Raw genomic sequence first — 19,940 nt, 5'->3', positions numbered from 1 at the left:
GTTCATTGTGCGCATATCAGCTATGCTCAAAAAGCATTGGTCGGCTATATTAAGCTTACTTAATATGAAGTTAAGCTATTTATACCCAACTACCCGAGGTTATCCATGACAGCCCACCCCCGTCGCATCGCCGCCGTATTGGCCACCGCCGCCACCTTGCTGACCACCCATGCCAGTGCCAGCGACTGGTCTTACCAGGCCGAAATCTATCTACAGGGTACCAATATCAAGGGTGATACCACCATCGGACTCCCTTTCAATAACCGCACTACTGAAGTAGACCTCGACAGCGGTGATATTTTCAGTAACCTCGACATGGGCGGCATGTTTCGCTTCGAGGCGCTGAATAACAGTACCAACTGGGGTGTGATGGTCGACTATGCGTTTATGGATTTGGGGCCTGATGCATCCGGACCCTTAGGGGAGGATATTGATGCCAGTATTCGCCAGGGTGTATTAGAGGCGCTGGCCTTCAAACGTTTCCAGCTAGAGGGCAGCAGCATCGATTACTTCGGCGGTATTCGCTGGTGGGATAATGATATCGACCTCAAATTCAATGGCCCAGCTAATACCAAGATTAGCGTCGAAGAGGACTGGGTCGATGCCGTGGTCGGTGCCCGCTGGTTGAAACCGTTAAATGAGCGCTGGACGTTGATGGCCAAGGGCGACGTCGGAGGCTTTGGTCTGTCATCGAATTTCACCTCCAATCTAGCCGTCGGTGCCCACTACAAGATGACCGACAGCCTCAGCCTCGATTTACAATACAAGGCGGTTTACGTGGACTATGAGACTGGCAGCCAAGGCGAATCCGGTTATTTTGCCTACGACACCTGGACCCACGGCCCCATTATTGGCCTGATCTATAATTTCTAACTCCGCCACTGAAAGCAACGCAATAAAAAGCCGAGGCTATTAACCTCGGCTTTTTTGTCTCTGCCTGTAGCGCTCATTCAGCACTATCCGCCTGTTTTTTGCTCCAGTGCAGCCAAGCGCTGATTGACCTGCTTGCGATAGCCATTGAACGAGGCCACCCATTCATCGTGATCTTTCAATCGCTTATCAACAGAGGCATTAGTGCTCTTCAGCTTGTTATCGGCATCCACCAACTGACGCATCTGTTGCTGCTGCTCATCGAGGGCCTGCTGCAACGAATCGACAGCCAAACTCACGGCCAACGATTGATCGGCAACATTATTAAGCTTGGCCTGATTCTGATTAGCCGTATCGACAGTCTTCTTCAGGTTGGCCAGCTTGGTTTTTAACTCACCCTGCAGCGTCTTAACTTGCTTCGCCTGGGTGCTCAATTGACCACTGCTTGCCTTGCTTGTCTTCACCAAACTGTTGCGAGCCGCCCACAGTTTGTCGATTTCTTTAAAGTTAACATCGAGCTGCTTGCCCATTTCACTGATCTTTATGCGCATCATATCGGTGGACTCGCTCATCGATTCATCGGTCGATAACAGCTTGTTTTCCAATGACACCAAACGCGCATCCGCCTGGTTTAAATCTTTAATCGTCAATTGAATTTGCTGATAGAGAAAAACCGCCCCCGCGCTGCTCAATAAAGCCAGCAATAGCGCCAAAATGGCCGCCGTCATCCAAAAGCCACCGCCGGATTCGCCGCTGGCCGCCACGGTTTGTTGGGGCCGTGAAGGCGCTGCAGTCTTTGTCGATGCCGCTGTTTTTGCCTGAGCAGGCTTTCGCGCTCTTACCTTCGCCGCGGCAGTGACTCTTACATCATCACTGTCTGGCACCATGCTGGGTATATCGAGTAAGTCGTCATTTTCCTTCTTCGGCATTGCGATTCCTTAAACCTTCAATAAAGCTAATATACCCGCCAAATTACCAGTATTCAGCGCTCAACGCCATATTGTTCGTCAGCCAACCTCGATGAATCGTCAAAACTAACGATTGATTAAAAAACGTACCATTGGCAGCCTGCTAAACTTCTGCTAGCTTATTCACTGTCTGGCGAAACCACATAATTAAGGATGAATACTCATGGCTTTTGAACTACCGGCTCTACCCTATGCAATCGATGCACTTCAGCCCTATATCTCTCAAGAGACCCTGGAGTATCATTACGGTAAACACCACAACACCTATGTGCAGAAACTCAATGGTTTGGTGCCCGGCACTGAGTTTGAGGGCAAAAGCCTGGAAGACGTCGTCAAAACTGCCAGCGGCGGGGTTTTTAACAATGCCGCGCAAATATGGAACCACACCTTTTACTGGAACAGCCTCAGCCCCAATGGCGGCGGCGAGCCGGCAGGCGCCGTGGCTGACGCCATCAATGCCAGCTTTGGCTCCTTTACTGAGTTTAAAGAGGCGTTTACCAACTCCGCCATCAACAACTTTGGCTCCAGCTGGACCTGGCTGGTCAAAAACAGCGATGGCAGCCTGGCCATCGTCAATACCAGCAATGCTGCAACCCCATTAACCGACAGCAGTGTCACCCCGGTATTAACCCTCGATTTATGGGAACATGCCTATTACATCGATTACCGTAACGCCCGCCCTAATTATATCGAAGCCTTCTGGGCCCTGGTCAACTGGGATTTTGTCAACGCCAACATGGGCTGATCGCTAACCGGCAGACAATAAAAAAACCGAGCACTTGGCTCGGTTTTTTTATTTTTGCAAGGACGCTCTCACCACTGACGATTAAACAGCTGGCTGTAATTGTGGGTTACCGGCAAAAACAACCTGGGCGACACCGTCGCTTAATTGGCTGGCCACCGTCGAGTCGACGCTGAAGTGGCTCTTGGCAATATACCATTGACCATCAATACGTCGATAACCATCACGGTAACAGCCACCCAATTGCGTCAGGCTGTTTTCCTGGGTATTCACCAGGTAGTAGAACAAGCCCCACTCGGCCTCGGCGGTATCCTCATCGATTATTGTAATCTGCGGGTTCTGCGCATGGTGCATCTCGACCATATAATCGTGATTACCCACCTGATCAAACAGTGCCACCAGCTGATCGCGATGACTGAAACGCCCCACAGCCCCGTAATCGATATCGACACTCTGCTCGACAAAACAGTCCCGGATTTGCTCAACCTGTTTCTGATCGCAGGCCGCCAAATACCTGGCCTTTAGCTGCTTAATCGCCTCAATGGCTTCGAGCTTGGCAATGCGCTGCTCTAACGATGATGGTTGCGCTGACATAAAACGGCCCTAACGGTATTCTGCTTTTAAAAGGTCTGGCGCCAGCTGACGAATCATACTCAGCACGCCCTGCTTCCAGTCTACCCGAGTCTCGCCGAGTAAACTGTGCATTTTAGTGGTATCGATGGCCAGCGTGCCAAAGGCCGTTGCCGACTCATTGAATGTCGGCTCGAAGCCTGTCAGCTCTGTCAGGTATTCACACCACTGTTCAATAGATGTCGAGTCGCTGCCGCCAAAATTAACCGTCACAGCCTCAACACTGGCGGCGTCAAACAGTGCCGGGATTTTCTCGATATAGTCGCAGCTGTGTAGCAGGTTATAGGCGTTAGGGCGATCAGGGTGTACATCGATAGCCATGCCCTGCTGCATCATTAGCAGGTGGAAGAAGGGCCAGCCACCGTTGTCGCCATAGGGCACACTCAAACGAGCAATAATCACCGGCACATTAAATTCTTTGGCGGCAAAGCGGGCAACGGATTCGGCGGCAATCTTACTGATCGAATAGGTCGGGAACATTGCGCGATGATTGTCACCCAGTGGCGAATCCTCACTGCGTAATTCACCACCGGCATACTCATAGACAGCCGTCGATGAGAAATGTACAAAGGCTTTAACACCGCGACAGGCCGAGATTAACCGCCCCACACCCTCTGCGTTAGCTTGTAAGTCATAGTCAAACTTTCCGGTCTTAACCACCGCATAGTTCAACACATAATCTAAATCGTTAGGGATTAACGACTTTAAATCATCACTGGCGAAATCGGCCTTAATACACTCAACACCCTTCGCCTCTAGGGCAGCCAACTGTTTTTTATCACTGAATCGGGCAATAGCAATGACCTGATTGTGTTCAAGCAATGCATCGATAACAGGTCCTGCTACCTGGCTGGTCGGCCCCGCCACTAATATTTTTTGCCCTTTAAATGCAACTATCGGCTTCATAACATTACCTTTTTAATCCATGCTCAAACGAGTCAATAAAGACTGATGACGATATAACTGTTGAATAAGATTGTAGCCAGCAAGCCGGTAAAACAGACCACCTAACTGGGTGAGCCCTGGGTTTGCTATTAAATCGACAGATTTGAACTATGCTTTAGCAAACTAACCGGCTGATTTCACACTTATAATTGCGTGTCATAAAACCGTCACTGAATGGCGGTTACACTGACCCAAAATCGACGACAAAAGATGACTATGCAGCAGAAAAAAACTGACAACAAAATGCCCGCCGCCCCCTTACGCAGAACCAAGATTCTCGCCACCCTGGGGCCTGCCACCGATGACGATCATAAGATACGCCAGCTGATAAGCGCTGGCGCTAATATATTCCGCCTCAACTTCTCCCATGGCGATGCCGACGACCATCGCTTGCGTGCCAAACTGATTCGTCAATACGCCGATGAACTCGATGCCACCGTCGCCATCCTGGGGGATTTGCAGGGGCCCAAAATACGCATCGCCCGCTTCGAGCAAGACAGCATCGTACTAAAAGAAGGCGACCTGTTTACCCTCGATACACAATACGACAAGACCGCAGGCAACCAACAGATTGTCGGTGTTGACTACCCACCACTGGCGGCGCAGGTTGGTCCCGCCGACCACCTCTTACTAGACGATGGTCGCGTTGTGTTAATCGTCGATTCGGTTGAGGGCAGTGCGGTCAAATGCCATGTCAGCATCGGCGGCAAGCTCTCCAACAACAAAGGCTTAAACCGTCTGGGTGGCGGCCTTGCCGCAGACGCTCTAACCCCTAAAGACAAACAGGATATCAAGCTTGCCGCCGAACTGCGCTGCGACTACGTCGCAGTCTCCTTCCCGGGGTCCGCCGATGACCTAGAACAGGCGCGACAATTATTGCACAATGAGGGTTGTGTTGCTGGCATCGTCGCCAAGATCGAACGGGCCGAGACCGTACACGACCTCGACCTACTAGAAAGCATGATTATTGCCAGCGATGCGGTCATGGTGGCCCGCGGCGACCTCGGAGTCGAAATAGGCGATGCCGAATTAATCGGCGTACAAAAACATATGATTCTGCGCGCCCGCCAACTCAATCGCTGCGTCATCACCGCCACCCAGATGATGGAGTCAATGATAGAAAACCCGATGCCCACCCGGGCCGAGGTGTTTGATGTGGCCAACGCCATTATCGATGGTACCGATGCAGTCATGCTGTCGGCAGAAACCGCCGCCGGCAAGCACCCGGTGGCAGCTGTTGAAGCCATGGCCAGAACCTGCATCGGTGCCGAAAAACAAGTCAGCGCCAACGACATCAATTTCCAGGGCGTGCTTAGCTTCGATCGAATCGATCAGTCCATTGCCATGGCCGCTATTTATGCTGCCAACCATACCAAGTCTGTTAGCGCGATAGTGTGCCTAACCGAATCGGGGTCGACGCCGCTGTGGATGTCGCGCTACACCTCAGAGCTACCTATCTATGCGCTGTCGCCCAACCACGGTAGCTGTGGCAGAATGTGTATGATGAGCGGTGTCCATCCGCACGAATTTCGCCATCACGAAGCCGACGGTGACATCGAAACCTGCGCCATCAAAGAGCTGGTCAACATCGGTAAGATTAACAGCGGCGACAAAGTCATCATCACCCACGGTGATGTCGTCGGCCAACATGGCGGCACTAACACACTACGTATCATTACGGCTAGTTAAATAGCTTAATTTGCCAATATATGGCTAAGCGTTTGATCTGTATTTTAACCTGTTGATATTCTGATCACAGAATCCAGCAGGTTAAATTCGACCTGAAAAAATAGTTAAAATTCAAGCCTTATAATTCAATTCATTTTCCCTATAATACGCCTCCTTTCAACGGCAGCAGTTTACCGCTGTCATCCACCGCTTAAAGTTGTTCAGTGGAGAACAAAGTGATCGTATTTACCATTACCAATAATGAAAGCCATGAAGTTTATGTTGGCACTGCCAGAAACACTGCAGAGGAAAAATGGTCACAATACCTCGCCTCCACCTCCGCCGGGCTAGACTTCCCACTGTATAACGATATTCGCGACTACGGCAGCGACGCCTTCACCATCAGCGAGTGGGCCTTTGCCGACTCCCTGGAGGAGCTTACCGCCCTCAACCGTGAAGCCATGCAAACCTTTGATGGCATCAGCCTACGTGGCCACAAAACCGTCAACTCAAGCGTTGTGTTAGCACCGCAAAACATCGACAAGGCAGTCTCTGTCAGCGGCATGGTAAGAAACCGCACCACCGTCGAGAAAAAGGTTCACTCGACTGCCGCCAAGACCGTCTTCGCGATGAAGATGAACGGCGTCGGCAACGATGTTGAAAGTGGTGCTGACAGCACCAGCACGGTTATCGTCGACGACAAGACCAGCGAGATGATAGGCAAGGTGTTAGGCAAGCCGAAGGCTGGCGCTAAAAAAGCCGCCAGTAAGAAAAAACCAGCCGCCCCGGCCAAGATTGCCAGCGGCAGAACCGGCAACAGCGTCAAAGAAAAAAGAATTAAAGAAGCCATCGCGGCGGAGAAAGAAGCCCGTGAGAAAGCAGCCAAAAGCAAGGTGGCCGCCGAGGCCGATGAAATGGCCGCCATTTTATCGCGCTTAGAAAGCCGCGAGGCAGGCTCAGCTGCCTATAAGAATCGTCGTCGCTAAGACCTAAGCGCGACACAAGCCATGATCAACAGGATGATGGCTTGTAATCCACATCACCGCTCCAGCTGCAGCTCCATACCCCTGCATCTGACCTTCTCATGGTAATATTCTGTCCACCTAGCATATTATAATCAGCCTCATACAAACCGATGACAGTGCCCGCCCCCGCAGCAAAGCTGACGTTAATCGTCACATTTGGCAAAACCGCGCCTACGGCCGAATCAAGGCTTATATCACTCTCTTGCGGTGTATTATTACCTCCTAGAATTATCCCCTCAATTGGTATAGCATAATTCCGCACAGACCCGTAAAGGCTTTGTACATCAGCCCTGAAGACATATTTTTGGTAACTCGGGATAGCTACAGCAGCCAGAATACCAATGACTGCAACCACTACTAATAGCTCAATGAGAGTAAAACCGTTGCTTTTGTTCAAGAAGGTAGCCTATATTATTTATATGTATACAGACGGTAAAGCAGGAATGGGGCCAATTGAATAATTAACAGGCATCTGCCTTATAGTTTTGGTTGCTACTCTAGGCACAAGACCACTTACCCGCAGCTAATCATGCCATCATCAGCGTATCATAACATAGCACGCCATGGCCTTAGGGTTAGGGTTACGCCTTCGCTATCATCGAGTTGAACAGCCATCGTCATATTGTCCAAGACGCCATTATTGCCGCTAAAAACTGACTTTAATAGAGTAACGCCACTAGCGATTTTTATCTGCGCTCACCAAAAAACCTAAAAACAAAATCGAACTCTTACCATTTAAAACATATTTATGTGATAACATATTTCCTCTACTGCCTAGCAGAATAATAGTTAAACTCCAATAAATAAAAACCGGCTGCAATACACACGTGAATAAAAAATTATCTCGAAACCTTCCTTGGTGGTCTGAGGCAGCCGTACTCGCCTACTTCACCTGTTTTGTCGTTTATTTGGAAGTCAGCTTTTTCATTCAAGTCATACCCAGCACCGAGCCGATGCCATACTTCCGCTGGCTTTTTCTTTGGCCATTAGGTGTTATCTCTGCCTCATTATTATTTCCATTTAAATTTCGCTGGGTGACGATAACAGCATTCGCCCTGCTATCTGCACTGATTACCATTGGCGATTATGCCTACTGGAGCTTTTTTGGGACAGTTAGCTCTCTGTCAATGCTGTCTTCAGTAAGCCAACTTGGAGACGTCAAACACAGCCTATTTAACCTCATTACATTCAGCAGTCTCACTCCATTACTTTTTGTCATACCTATCGCCGCCTTCACCATAATAGGTAGTACCAGCAAGTTCAGGATCCATCCTAAATTTGTCGAAAGATTGCGACTTAACATGCGAGCAATATGGCTCGTCGCCTTCCTTGCGTTTTTCACTTTAACGGCCTACAGCGCTAACAACACGCCCATTTATGAAAACACTCATCATATTGGCAGAGAGAAATGGGTATTACCAGAGCATCACTGGGGATCTAAGTTTTCAAACTTCTCATATGCAACTACTTTCGGGCTCTTCAATTACCACCTAGTTAACGCAATAGAAGTGACGACTGATGCATGGAGGAAACCCGAGCTAGCTACAAACATAAAAAATCAGATAGAAGAGCACCTAGAGGAAAAACAAAAACTAAACTCTACACACACTGAACTCTATGGCATCGCCAAAAATAGAAATATTGTTTTTGTCCAGCTCGAAAGCCTACAGAACTTTCTCATAGATTACGAATATAACGGGCATGAAGTCACCCCGTTTTTGAATACATTGAGGACCAAATCTCTTTACTGGGATTATATATTTGACGTCACCCATCTAGGCAGAACATCGGATGCAGAGTTTGCCATTATGACAGGTCTACTTCCCGATACACGAAAGCCCGCACAGCTCGGGATCGTTTCATCTTCATTCACAACCCTACCAAAAACACTTGCAGAAATTGGTTATTCGTCATATTCCTACCATGGATACAAGAAACAGTTTTGGAATCGAGCCGTCGCACACCCCGCCTACGGCATAGAGAAAATGTATTTCAAGGAAAGCTACCCTACCAGTAGCAAACTAGGCCTGGGCGCCTCGGATAATGCCGTTTACTCTTTTGTAGCCGAGAATATTGCCAACAAAAATCAACCTAGTTTCAATTTTATTATTTCCCTATCCAGCCACCACCCCTACATCTATATCCCGAGCGAGTTTCGCCAACCCTACACAGACCTGAATAAAAATGAATTCGGGCTGACTGCTGACTATTTAGCCTCTGCCTCATATGCTGATGATGCACTGAAGAATTTTTTTGAAAAAATGAAGCAGGAACAACAACTCAACAACACAGTCTTCGTCATCTATGGCGATCATGATCGGGGTGGGCTTGGCACCAGGAATCCACCACCAGGCCTTGATCAAAAAATCTTCTCTGCCGAGCAGGATAAAGTTATATTTATGATCTACATCCCTGGCGAAGAGGCCCTGATCCAAAGCGCTGCCAGCAACTACAGAAATACCCATGGAGGACTACATGACCTGCCTCCAACAATACTGCACCTATTAGGAACTCCTCCAGTTTACGGTATGATTGGGACCAATTTACTCATCGGCAATGATCAGCGTGCTGCACTTTCCTGGCCTGGAGATGCTTATACCTACATCCACAACGGACAGATAATCAGCCCCAGCTTTGAAAAAATCACTATCGAAGATATCGATACGACTGAGAATAAAGAGCTGCCAATACAAGATGTTCTTCTGGATCAACTAATCTCAAGAAAAATTATCGACCATATTAACGAGCTGCCATATGAAAAAAAATAAATTATTATTAGAAATCACTCCGCCGCTACTTTTGTCTATTTACCCTGTACTTTTTCTATACTCAATGTACAAGAACAGCGCCGAAGGAAACATTGTTATTCTCGCTGGAGCAACATCTTTGTGCATAGGCGGGCTTATCCTAGCCATCTGCTATACCTTTTACCGCTACTATTCGAAAAAAAGTTCAGCGGCAACAGTAATGGCCGTCACAACAATATTAATTATCATCAGCTACGGCCATATTTTTCATGAACTTTACAAGTGGAACCTAAGCCAACAAATAACCGCCGGGAGCATAAACATCGACGACGCGGGGATGAAAGATTCGATCCACGCCTCACTCATATCCTTCTCAATCTTCGCCCTATTGTTAACCGCCTATTTTATCAAAAAGTCTTCAGCTAAAAACTTACTACGCACTAATTATATTCTTATCATTTTTTCATTATCTCTCACCCTAACACCGCTCATGAAAATCCTCACCACGCCCTCTATTCCCGATGATCAGGATAGCCTGGTAGGTATTAACAACGCCAATACTCTCAATGGCGGCGCCGACATCTATTATATAATTCTCGACGGATACGCTAGAGCCGACACGCTTGAAAAACACTACAACTTCGATAACTCAGATTTTTTAGATTCACTCGAGAATCTAGGCTTCAACACTATCGCCAATGCACGATCCAACTATTCTTGGACATTCCTCTCATTAGCCAGCAGCCTTAACATGGAATACCTACATAACATGAAGGTAAAAGTGCTTCAACAAGGCAAAGATAAATCTCCTTTTATCCCTCACATTAGAAACAGCCTCGTATCACAAGAGCTAAAAAAACAAGGCTACCAATTCGTGCATATCGACTCCACATCAGGACCCACCCTTACAAACCCTTACGCCAACATTGAATACAACTGCAACACATCCGCTATTCAGAACGATTTCATTCGAGTATTAATTGAAGGCTCTGCATTTCAGATATTTAATAGCTGGGCGAGCCAAAGCCTAGCCCAATGTCACCTAAACAACTTTGACACCCTTGCCAGCATCCCCCAAAAAGTCAGCGGCAAGAAATTTGTCTTCTCACATATCGTAATGCCCCACCATCCTTATCTTTTCGATAAAGACGGAAACATATTAAGAGAGGCCAATCTATCGGACCAGTTTGAATTTCAAAAAAGACTTTGGAGCGACAGAGAAGGCTACAAAGAACAGCTCCAATTCGTTAACAAAAAGATCGCAGAAGTTATCGCTAGCATTCTCCAGAACAGCCAAAAAACACCGATTATTATTTTGCAGTCGGATCATGGCCCTCAGTTAATCAATCAACGAGGCGAGCGAGACCGCGACTATTATGACGGCCGATCCGCCATATTAATGTCAATCCTTGCGCCGAACAATGAGGAGATTAACTTCACCAGCCCAGTCAACCTATTTCGCTACATTCTCAACCCGAATGAGCAGAAACCCACTTCAATGCTTGAAGAGAGTTATTATGACTCAAACTACTCAACACCTTATATTTTACAAAAAATCAACTTCAATGAGGAGGGGATCTAGGTATCTCCTCCTATATCATTCACCACTGGCGATAAGGAATTGAATATGCCAAGCTGTCCAATCAACAGCCCTTATCTAGGTTCGAAGCCATTTGGCTAGAACTCAACAGCAACAGAAAGATGAACCGACCGGGGTAAATATCGAAGTTGCTGAATCAGTACCAAACTTCTATTACACACAACAAACACCAGCCAACTAGATAGGGCTAATTAATATCCACCTCTTCCGGCTTACTGACCACCTGCTCCCGCCCAAAAAAACGCTTTACCGCCCTCTTCAAACTGTACCAATATGTCTTAATGGCGAAAAGCGCGCTCAATATACCAGCAATCAGCACCTGTATAACCATGCTACCCGTACCAGGATCTAAATACGCACTTGCTGGCGCGCTAAATATAATAAAACAAATTCCAACACCCAATATTGACTTATTCATTACAATCTCCGTGCATAAATTCTTAATTCGATTTTCTTCACTGACAGGTTTAAACCATCCTGCACTATCAATATGCATGGATTATACCAGAATAAGCAGCCAGCCTATTTATTCTCTTTGATTCCAATTTAGATACCTAAGAATGCGGAGCATGGCTAAAACCTCAGAACCTCATATTTCAACATTTGTGCTATATCTTAAACTAAAGCAAGAATCCCACCACTGCTTATGCGGTAATTACGAAGCCATCGAGCACGAGGAGAATGTCACACTAAACGGGGCAGGTATTAGCAAGAAAGGAAATCTAGCATCACACCATAAGCCAGACTCACTTTACGCAATTACAAGGCATCCATTTCGGACACCGATACCGGTGCCGCTAAATCTAAAGCGCAACTCCTGGCGTCCATACCCTTAATTCCCACAACCCTGGGGGGCGTAATCTTCCGCCCCACTCCAGAAACACAGCCAACCCCCTTCGACGGTTCTTCCTAGCGCCAACACCTCACCGGTAAGCAGGCCCGACTTATCCCCATACTTCCCTTCGATAGTACCACTACTCTCATTGAAAGCCATGGTTACAGTCACCCCGTCGACCAATGCCTCAGCGGTCTCGTCCAGAACTACATCAGCGGCTACTGGAGAGATATTTCCAGCTAAAATTTCGTCTTCTATCGGGGTGATAAAGTTTATCATCGCACTGTGCAAACCTTGAACTTCACTCCTATACACATACCCCTGATATACAGGGAAACTAACTGCGGAAAGTATGCCAACAATAGCAACAACAAAAAGAAGCTCGACTAGCGTAAATCCATTGAAACTATCCATAACGGCATCCTGCCAATAAAAGGTCTGTAAAGTATAGACTCCCAACAGACCCTTGGCGCAAACTTGGGTTATTTGGCGTCCGTCAACACCTTATGGCATCGAGCACTGGCACCTATCTCAGCTTGATACTCACGACACAGCGCCGGAACAAGAAACTCATAGGCCGCCTGATCCTCGCTATCCGGCAGATTATTATACAAATCAATATACGCCTCTCCAGTTTTGGTCACGGTTAACACCCGGTCTCTTGTTATAGCGCTGCGGCTCTTGCTGGCGATCAAGTTCGGTATTAGCGCCGGATCAAAAACCACCTTGCCATTGGGCAGCGGCCAATAGGCACTCAACCCCTCTTTTAACACCTCCAACTGATCCGGTGTGTCCACCTGCACCGACATCAGCGTAAATCCAGACTCAGTAAACACCACACGATCTGGCGCAATATTATCGCCAAGCAATGATAAACCAGAGAATTCGAAATCAGTCGTCTCCCCACCCAACTGCTCAACAAGTGTTGGCGCGATGTCGATAACCGAAGCGACCCGATCATCATCCGTACGCGAGGTAACAGAAACTCCGTTTTTAAACACGGAATAGGCCATCAGAACCTTGTACTGAGTCAAGTCACCACTGTAGGTTCCATGCCCATATTCGAACGACTCGCCCTCATCCATCCGGGGGAAGCCCTCACCGTGATCTGAGATAAAGTAAACAATTGCATTATCCAGCATTCCACCTTGCTTCAAGTCATCCATAAACACCGCCAACTGCTCATCAGTACGCTCTAACGTTTTGACATAGTATGGAAATACTCGCTCAACCTTATCATCAGGGTAGAGCCGATATATCTTTCTGTCATTACCGTTATGCTCAGAATCAGCCCAGGAAAACGGGTGATGAGGCAGAGTGAAATGCATGGCCAAGAACTGTGGCTTTGATCTATCTCTGGCGACAATAAAATCATTTAATAAAGAATTATAGCGCTCAGGTCGATAGGTGCCATAAACTGCACGATTGACATGAGTATAGGGAAATAAATACTTGCCAAAGGGCGTTAGCTGGACCACGCTTTCAAGCGGGTTTTCGCCGAGAGTGCCGATAATAAAATCGGCAAAACCGTTTTTTGGACCCAACTCCTGATCAAAACCAAAGTCGACACCGATATTACTAAAACGGCGTTCATCTATCGCATAGGTAGTTTGGTAACCAAGGCTTTTTATATAATTCAGGAATTGGTCATAACCCGGCTCCAAGTCGGCAAAATCTTGTAAATTCACTCGAATACCATGCTGCGGCGGTGTCTGCCCAGTCAGTATCGACGTCCAGGCCACCATGGTTCGCGCCAGCGTGGTATAGGCATTGGTCAAGTTATGACTATCATCTAAATAGGAGCGCAGTTCCGGCATATGAGCCTCACCCCACTGCTGATTATTAATCAGCTTCGATTGCAAGGAATCGACCCCAATAATAATAATATTGGGCTGGCTCAGCTCTGCCTGCGTATCTGTCACCGGTTGACGAGAATAATCCAGACCAATCAAAGACAAGGCCAGCGCTGGAACCAAGACCAAAAAGCGTCTGGGCCTGGCGAGCAATTGATGACACAGCACCAGAAGATAGCCTGCCAGCAAGATAAGACTCAGAGTCAGTAAGACATAATAACCCGCGAGCCCAACACCATAAATTGAGTTGGGGTAGTAAAGCGTATTAACAAAAAGAATGGCGCACCAGTGCAGGAGCAACCACAGGACAAAACCCGCACGACTTTCAATCTGTTCTTTGAGCGGTGTATCCAGCAGCCTACTCCAACTGTACTGACAGGCAGCGGATAGCATCAGCAAAACCACAGTGGTGCTGAATAGGTATTGAAACAGTTGATATTTAAAATCGGTGGTAAATATTGACGCTGCAGACACATGGGTTGGCGTAGTCGACCCCATAGTCGCAAACTCGATAAACCCGATCATCGACGAGATCATTATCAATAAATGAACAACAACAAACACCAAAAAACACTGCAAGTACCGCTTCAAAGCAAGCCCCCGTAGGAAAACATAAAATAACAAACGAAAAAAAAGCCCGTAAACGGGCTTTCTCGACAACCGCTATAATTAGCAGCCTTTAGGAGAGTATTCAGAGATACCTGAAGAGCTACACGCCCAAGCACCTGAAGAAGCTGTGCGCGTTAAAGTCACGCTACCACCGCTTAACGAACCGTTGGTAAAGTTATCAGCAACAATTGTTGCACCAGTACCCATGCTCAGAGTCAAATCAACACCGTTTAGGGCGCCTGAATTCCAACCTTCTGGATCATCAGAAGTGTCGCCACGAAGAATTGCTGCCTCAATTGGGCTAATAAACTGAGCCATAGTAGCATGCGCCTTGGCTACTTCAGAACGAGCCACATAGGCCTGGTACTGAGGCAGGGCAACAGCGGCGAGAATACCCATGATCGCTACCACGACCAATAGTTCGATTAAGGTAAAACCTGATTGTTGTTTCTTCATTGTAACTCTCCAAAATTCTAGAAAAGGATTTTTCTTATAGGTGACTGTAAGATAGCAACAGCTGTGCCAACACCTCAAAGCCGGCACTATTGTTCATAGTGGAAGCATATTAGTCAACAACTTAGCTAAAAACACTGGCAGCAACTCACACAAAAACACACAAAGTGACAATTATTGTCACCTTGTGTGTCTCGCCATAGTCTCTTCACCGTATCCGTTGCCCATACCGGGAATCCGTAACGCCGTTAACATTTGCAACAATTGCCCCCTGCCAGCTCTTCCACTCACAGGCAGATAAATATATGCTACAACTTATACTTGGCATAAATGCTTTCGCTATTTTTCAACGGGTTAAGCCTCAGGCTGCCTTTTTATTCGCGTCAGCCATATTACTTATAATAAAGTGCAGCACTATTCATGACGAAACCGACGTCCACATCGACGGTAGCCCCGCTCAGCGGCCTTGCTCGCCGACTGGTAAAAGATGAGCTGATTAACGAGGCTGACGCCCAGCAGGCGTGGAGCACAGCGCATCAACAGAAAACCCCCTTTGTCAGTCATTTGGTGAGCAGCGGCCTGATTGACGCCGCAGCCATCGCTCAGTCCGCCAGCGAAGAGTTTGGTAACCCGCTGTTCGATTTAAGCAGCCTTAACCCTGAGGCCATACCCGCCGATTTAGTGGCTATTGCGTTGGTGCAGAAACACCATGCCATTCCGCTGTTTAAACGAGGTAACCGCCTGTTTATCGGCGTGTCCGACCCCACCAATTTCCGCGCCCAGGATGAGATTCAGTTCCACACCGGTTTAAGCACCGACTCTGTCCTGGTCAATGAGGCCTTGCTGGCCGACTACATCAAGGCCTTGGTCGATAACGACGGCGACAGCGCCGTCGACTTTGGCGACTTGGATGACGGCTTAGAAGACCTCGACGTTGGCCCCGACACCTCCGGCAAGGGCGCAGAAGAAGATGATAGCAGCGCCATCGACGACACCCCCATTGTTAAGTTTATTAACAAGATGCTACTCGATGCCATTAAAATGGGGGCCTCCGACCTACACTTCGAACCCTACGAAAAAGCCTACCGCGTCCGTTTCAGAACCGACGGCGTATTGAAAGAAATGTCGCGGCCACCGCTGGCCCTGGCCGCCAAGCTGACTGCCCGCTTAAAAGTCATGTCCGAGATGGATATCTCTGAACGCCGCATCCCGCAGGATGGCCGCATTAAGCTGAAGCTGTCTAAAAAGCGCGCCATCGACTTCCGGGTCAATACCCTGCCGACACTGTGGGGCGAGAAAGTGGTGCTACGGATACTCGATCCCACCAGCGCCCAGATGGGCATCGAGGCGCTCGGCTACGAGGACGACCAGAAGGAAATGTATCTGCAGGCCTTGCACCAGCCCCAGGGCATGATTCTGGTGACGGGGCCTACTGGTTCGGGTAAGACCGTCTCCCTCTATACCGGCTTGAATATCCTCAACACCGAGGAACGTAACATCTCCACCGCCGAGGACCCGGTAGAAATCAACCTCGAGGGCATTAACCAGGTTCACGTCAACCCCAAGGTGGGCCTGGGCTTCTCCGAGGCGCTGCGTTCATTTCTGCGTCAGGACCCGGACATTATCATGGTTGGTGAGATTCGTGACTTGGAGACCGCCGAGATCGGCATTAAAGCGGCGCAAACAGGTCACATGGTGATGTCGACGCTGCACACCAACAGCGCCGCCGAGACAATTACACGATTACTCAACATGGGGGTGCCGGCCTTCAACCTCGCCACCACCGTCAGCCTGATCATCGCTCAGCGGCTAGCCCGTCGTCTGTGTAAGGAATGCTCAACAGAGTTGACAGATGTGCCCCGAGAAACCTTAATCAAAGAGGGCTTTAAAGAAGAGGAGCTGGACAGCCTGACCTTAAGACAGCACAAGCCCGATGGCTGCAGCAAATGCAATAACGGCTATAAGGGCCGTGTCGGTATTTATGAAGTGGTTCGCATTACCGATAGCATTGCCCGCATTATTATGGAAGAGGGTAACGCCATCGATATTGATGATCAATGTCGCAAAGAAGGCTTTAATAATTTAAGACGCTCTGCACTGCTGAAAGCAGCACAGGGCTTGACCAGCTTGGAAGAAGTGAACCGAGTAACCAAGGATTAAACATGGCAACAGCAGCAAAAGCAGTCAAAGGCTCCACCTATACCTACGAGGGCAAAGACAGCCAGGGGCGCAAGACCACCGGCGAGATCAACACCGCCTCTGTTGCCCTGGCCAAGGCGCAGCTGCGCAAGAAAGGTATCAATACCACCAAAATAAAGAAGAAAGCCAAGCCCCTCTTCGTCAGCAAGAAACCGATTAAGTCCTCCGACATCACTGTTTTCACCCGCCAGCTCGCCACCATGATGAAGGCCGGTGTGCCGCTGATGCAATCCTTTGAGATTGTTGCCGAGGGCTTGGACAACCCCAGCATGGCCGAACTGGTGTTAGAAATTCGTGACGATGTCGCCGGCGGTACCAGCCTGGCCGACAGCATTCGCCGCCACCCCAGTCATTTCGACAGCCTCTTTTGCAGCCTGATTGAGGCAGGTGAGCAATCTGGTTCACTGGAGACCATGCTCGATCGCGTCGCCCTGTACAAAGAAAAAAGCGAGCTGGTTAGAAAGAAAATCAAGAAGGCGATGACCTACCCGATGGCAGTTATTGCCGTCGCCGTGATTGTCACCGGCATATTGTTGATTTATGTAGTGCCCCAGTTTGCCGCCACGTTCAACGCCTTTGGCGCAGAGCTCCCCGCCATTACGCTGTTTGTGGTCGCCGCCTCAGAATTCATGCAAACCTGGACGCTGGCAATGATAATTGGCGTTGTCCTATTCGTCGTTGCCTTTAATCAGGCCAGGGCTCGTTCCAAACCCTTCTCTGATGGTGTTGACCGCGTACTGTTAAAAGCACCACTGATCAGCAATATTATTTACCAGTCGGTGATGGCACGCTTTAGTCGAACCCTATCGACCACCTTTGCCGCCGGTGTCCCCCTGGTTGAATCATTGGATTCTGTTGCCGGCGCCGCCGGTAACGATGTTTACTACCGCGCCATCAATAAAATTCGTGACGACGTCACATCGGGCAACTCGCTTAACGGTTCAATTAAGGCTACCGATTTATTCCCCAACCTGCTGATTCAGATGGTAGCCATCGGCGAGGAGTCAGGCGCCTTAGATGACATGCTGGCAAAAGTGGCCGACCACTATGAGGCAGAGGTTGATGACGCGGTGGACAATCTGACGTCATTAATGGAGCCACTGATTATGGCCGTGCTCGGTGTCGTCGTCGGTGTTTTACTACTGGCCATGTACATGCCAATATTCACAATTGGCTCTGCCATCTAAATAAATTACATCATCATTCATAATAAACAGGTTTTATGCAGTACCTAGACTATTTTAATCAACACCCTGCGACATCCATCGCGATTGTCGCAGCCATCAGCCTGCTGATTGGTAGCTTTCTCAATGTGGTTATTTACCGCCTGCCGCTGATGATGATGCGGGACTGGCGGCAAGAAATTGAGGAATTTGACCCCGACGATCTCCCCAAGCTGCCGCCGCAGGATCAGCGCTTTAATTTGGCTGTGCCGGATTCCACCTGTCCCGGTTGTGGCCATAAGATTCGCGCCTGGGAGAATATCCCGCTGATCAGTTACGCTGTTCAACGTGGCAGGTGCAGCAGCTGCAAGACGGCGATCTCGCCGCGCTACCCCATCGTCGAATTTGTCACGGCCATGCTGTCGGTGTTTGTCATCCAGCACTTTGGCTTGACCGCTGCAGGCTTGCTGGCGCTGTTCTTTACCTGGTCGCTGATCTCGCTGACGCTGATCGATGCCGATCACAAACTGTTACCCGACAGCATTACCTTGCCCCTGATGTGGGCGGGCTTAATTGCCAATTACTTTTTAGTGTTCGATGGCGTCAGCTTTAGCGACAGTTTCTGGGGCGCTATTGTTGGCTATATGAGCCTGTGGAGTATTTACTGGCTGTTTAAACTGCTGACAGGAAAGGAAGGCATGGGCTATGGCGACTTCAAGCTACTGGCCGCCCTCGGTGCCTGGATGGGCTGGCAGGCGCTGCCGCTGATTATCATTCTGTCTGCCGGTGTCGGCGCAGTAGTGGGTATCACGCTGATGGTTGTTGCCAAGCGCGACAGCCAAGCCACGTTACCCTTCGGCCCTTACTTAGCCGCAGCCGGTTTTATTGCCATGATCTGGGGCGATATCATCACTCAAACCTATCTGCAATTTGCCGGCATGAATTAAGGCCGTGCTCCTCTCTTCAATCTAGCCAGAGAACGCCATCCATCGTATGATGGCGTTTTTATTTTGTCTTTAGAGTAATCGTGATATGTATATCGTAGGCTTGGCTGGTGGTATTGGCAGCGGCAAGACCGCTGTCTCAGACCGTTTCGAAAAACTCAACATCGATGTTATCGATGCCGATGTCGCCTCCCGTACTGTGGTTGAGCCCGGCAAGCCGGCACTACGCGATATTGCAGCGAAATTTGGCGACGATATTCTACTTGCTGACGGCAGTCTTGACCGCGCCAAACTGCGTAGCGAAGTGTTCTCCAACCCCGCGTCGAAGCAGTGGCTGGAACAACTGATACACCCACTGATTGCCACCGAGATTTTTACCCAATTAGAAGAGGCAAAATCCAGCTACTGCCTGTTTGTGTCACCACTGCTGTTTGAGTCGGGCCAAAATGAAATCTGCAACCGAGTACTGCTGGTTGATGTGCCAGTGGAAACGCAAATTTCACGCACCATGAGCCGAGATAACAATAGCCGCGAGCAGGTTGAGGCTATATTAAGCCAGCAGGCCAGCCGTGAAACACGGCTAGAAAAAAGCGATGATATTCTTTTAAATGATCAGGGCTTTGAGCAATTAGATAGAGAGATTGCCCGCCTACATCAACTGTATTTAAGCCTGGCAAAGGAACAGTAGT

18 protein-coding genes are annotated in these 19,940 nt (G+C 48.7%); 10 read left to right on the top strand and 8 right to left on the bottom strand.

Annotated elements, in window-relative coordinates:
• Positions 1 to 105: 105 nt before the first annotated feature.
• A complete protein-coding gene (locus tag L9P87_RS16560) occupies positions 106 to 873 on the top strand; it encodes a hypothetical protein (protein WP_237445873.1) in 768 nt (255 codons plus the stop codon).
• Positions 874 to 956: 83 nt separating this feature from the next.
• Here the strand turns inward: L9P87_RS16560 and L9P87_RS16555 are convergent, their stop codons facing one another.
• A complete protein-coding gene (locus L9P87_RS16555) occupies positions 957 to 1,799 on the bottom strand; it encodes a hypothetical protein (RefSeq protein ID WP_237445872.1) in 843 nt (280 codons plus the stop codon).
• Positions 1,800 to 2,001: 202 nt separating this feature from the next.
• Between L9P87_RS16555 and sodB the strand changes: the two genes are divergently transcribed.
• Positions 2,002 to 2,583, top strand: a complete 582-nt coding sequence (sodB, locus tag L9P87_RS16550; protein ID WP_237445871.1) for a superoxide dismutase [Fe] — start codon at positions 2,002 to 2,004, stop codon at positions 2,581 to 2,583.
• Between the two features lie 81 nt (positions 2,584 to 2,664).
• On the opposite strand, the gene L9P87_RS16545 is transcribed toward sodB, so the two are convergent.
• Both L9P87_RS16545 and L9P87_RS16540 read right to left on the bottom strand, forming a co-directional pair.
• Positions 2,665 to 3,174, bottom strand: a complete 510-nt coding sequence (locus L9P87_RS16545; protein ID WP_237445870.1) for a nuclear transport factor 2 family protein — start codon at positions 3,172 to 3,174, stop codon at positions 2,665 to 2,667.
• 9 nt (positions 3,175 to 3,183) lie between these two features.
• Entirely contained in the window at positions 3,184 to 4,116 is a 933-nt protein-coding gene (locus L9P87_RS16540) for an NAD-dependent epimerase/dehydratase family protein (RefSeq protein ID WP_237445869.1), read from the bottom strand.
• A 255-nt stretch (positions 4,117 to 4,371) separates the two neighbouring features.
• On the opposite strand from L9P87_RS16540, the gene pyk reads away from it, so the two are divergent.
• A complete protein-coding gene (gene pyk, locus L9P87_RS16535; RefSeq protein WP_237445868.1) occupies positions 4,372 to 5,844 on the top strand; it encodes a pyruvate kinase in 1,473 nt (490 codons plus the stop codon).
• Positions 5,845 to 6,059: 215 nt separating this feature from the next.
• A complete protein-coding gene (locus L9P87_RS16530) occupies positions 6,060 to 6,809 on the top strand; it encodes a GIY-YIG nuclease family protein (protein WP_237445867.1) in 750 nt (249 codons plus the stop codon).
• Between the two features lie 25 nt (positions 6,810 to 6,834).
• On the opposite strand, the gene L9P87_RS17880 is transcribed toward L9P87_RS16530, so the two are convergent.
• Complete coding sequence (locus tag L9P87_RS17880) at positions 6,835 to 7,245, bottom strand: pilin (protein WP_290368535.1); 411 nt, start codon at positions 7,243 to 7,245, stop codon at positions 6,835 to 6,837.
• A 430-nt stretch (positions 7,246 to 7,675) separates the two neighbouring features.
• Between L9P87_RS17880 and L9P87_RS16520 the strand changes: the two genes are divergently transcribed.
• The gene (locus tag L9P87_RS16520; RefSeq protein ID WP_237445866.1) at positions 7,676 to 9,616 is read left to right on the top strand and encodes an LTA synthase family protein; all 1,941 of its coding nucleotides are present in this window, start codon (positions 7,676 to 7,678) and stop codon (positions 9,614 to 9,616) included.
• Positions 9,603 to 11,177 carry a sulfatase-like hydrolase/transferase gene (locus L9P87_RS16515; RefSeq protein WP_237445865.1) on the top strand — a complete coding sequence of 525 codons (1,575 nt, stop codon included), beginning with the start codon at positions 9,603 to 9,605 and terminating at the stop codon, positions 11,175 to 11,177. The genes L9P87_RS16520 and L9P87_RS16515 overlap by 14 nt, the downstream gene beginning before the upstream one ends.
• A 205-nt stretch (positions 11,178 to 11,382) precedes the next feature.
• Here L9P87_RS16515 and L9P87_RS16510 read toward each other — a convergent pair whose 3' ends face one another.
• The 4 genes from L9P87_RS16510 to L9P87_RS16490 all read right to left on the bottom strand — a co-directional run bounded on the left by L9P87_RS16510 (position 11,383) and on the right by L9P87_RS16490 (position 14,948).
• The gene (locus L9P87_RS16510; RefSeq protein ID WP_237445864.1) at positions 11,383 to 11,691 is read right to left on the bottom strand and encodes a hypothetical protein; all 309 of its coding nucleotides are present in this window, start codon (positions 11,689 to 11,691) and stop codon (positions 11,383 to 11,385) included.
• A gap of 336 nt (positions 11,692 to 12,027) precedes the next feature.
• Positions 12,028 to 12,444 (bottom strand): pilin, encoded by a 417-nt coding sequence (locus tag L9P87_RS16505; protein ID WP_354001906.1) that lies wholly within the window; start codon positions 12,442 to 12,444, stop codon positions 12,028 to 12,030.
• Positions 12,445 to 12,512: 68 nt separating this feature from the next.
• On the bottom strand, positions 12,513 to 14,474 hold the full coding sequence (locus tag L9P87_RS16495) for a sulfatase-like hydrolase/transferase (protein WP_237445863.1): 1,962 nt from the start codon (positions 14,472 to 14,474) through the stop codon (positions 12,513 to 12,515).
• A 78-nt stretch (positions 14,475 to 14,552) separates the two neighbouring features.
• Positions 14,553 to 14,948, bottom strand: coding sequence for a pilin (locus tag L9P87_RS16490; RefSeq protein ID WP_290368534.1), 396 nt, complete (start codon positions 14,946 to 14,948; stop codon positions 14,553 to 14,555).
• Positions 14,949 to 15,365: 417 nt separating this feature from the next.
• Here L9P87_RS16490 and pilB point away from each other — a divergent pair, with 417 nt between their 5' ends.
• From pilB to coaE, 4 genes are all read left to right on the top strand, one after another.
• Entirely contained in the window at positions 15,366 to 17,105 is a 1,740-nt protein-coding gene (gene pilB, locus L9P87_RS16480; protein ID WP_237445862.1) for a type IV-A pilus assembly ATPase PilB, read from the top strand.
• A 2-nt stretch (positions 17,106 to 17,107) separates the two neighbouring features.
• Positions 17,108 to 18,331, top strand: a complete 1,224-nt coding sequence (locus L9P87_RS16475) for a type II secretion system F family protein (RefSeq protein WP_237445861.1) — start codon at positions 17,108 to 17,110, stop codon at positions 18,329 to 18,331.
• A 35-nt stretch (positions 18,332 to 18,366) separates the two neighbouring features.
• Entirely contained in the window at positions 18,367 to 19,254 is an 888-nt protein-coding gene (locus L9P87_RS16470) for a prepilin peptidase (RefSeq protein ID WP_237445860.1), read from the top strand.
• An 85-nt stretch (positions 19,255 to 19,339) separates the two neighbouring features.
• Entirely contained in the window at positions 19,340 to 19,939 is a 600-nt protein-coding gene (gene coaE / locus L9P87_RS16465; RefSeq protein ID WP_237445859.1) for a dephospho-CoA kinase, read from the top strand.
• Position 19,940: the final 1 nt, after the last annotated feature.

It is taken from the genome of Sinobacterium norvegicum (genome assembly GCF_923077115.1).
Taxonomy (GTDB): domain Bacteria; phylum Pseudomonadota; class Gammaproteobacteria; order Pseudomonadales; family Sinobacteriaceae; genus Sinobacterium; species Sinobacterium norvegicum.
The sequence above is the reverse complement of the archived record's forward strand: the minus strand, read 5'-3'. Positions and strand labels throughout refer to the sequence as shown.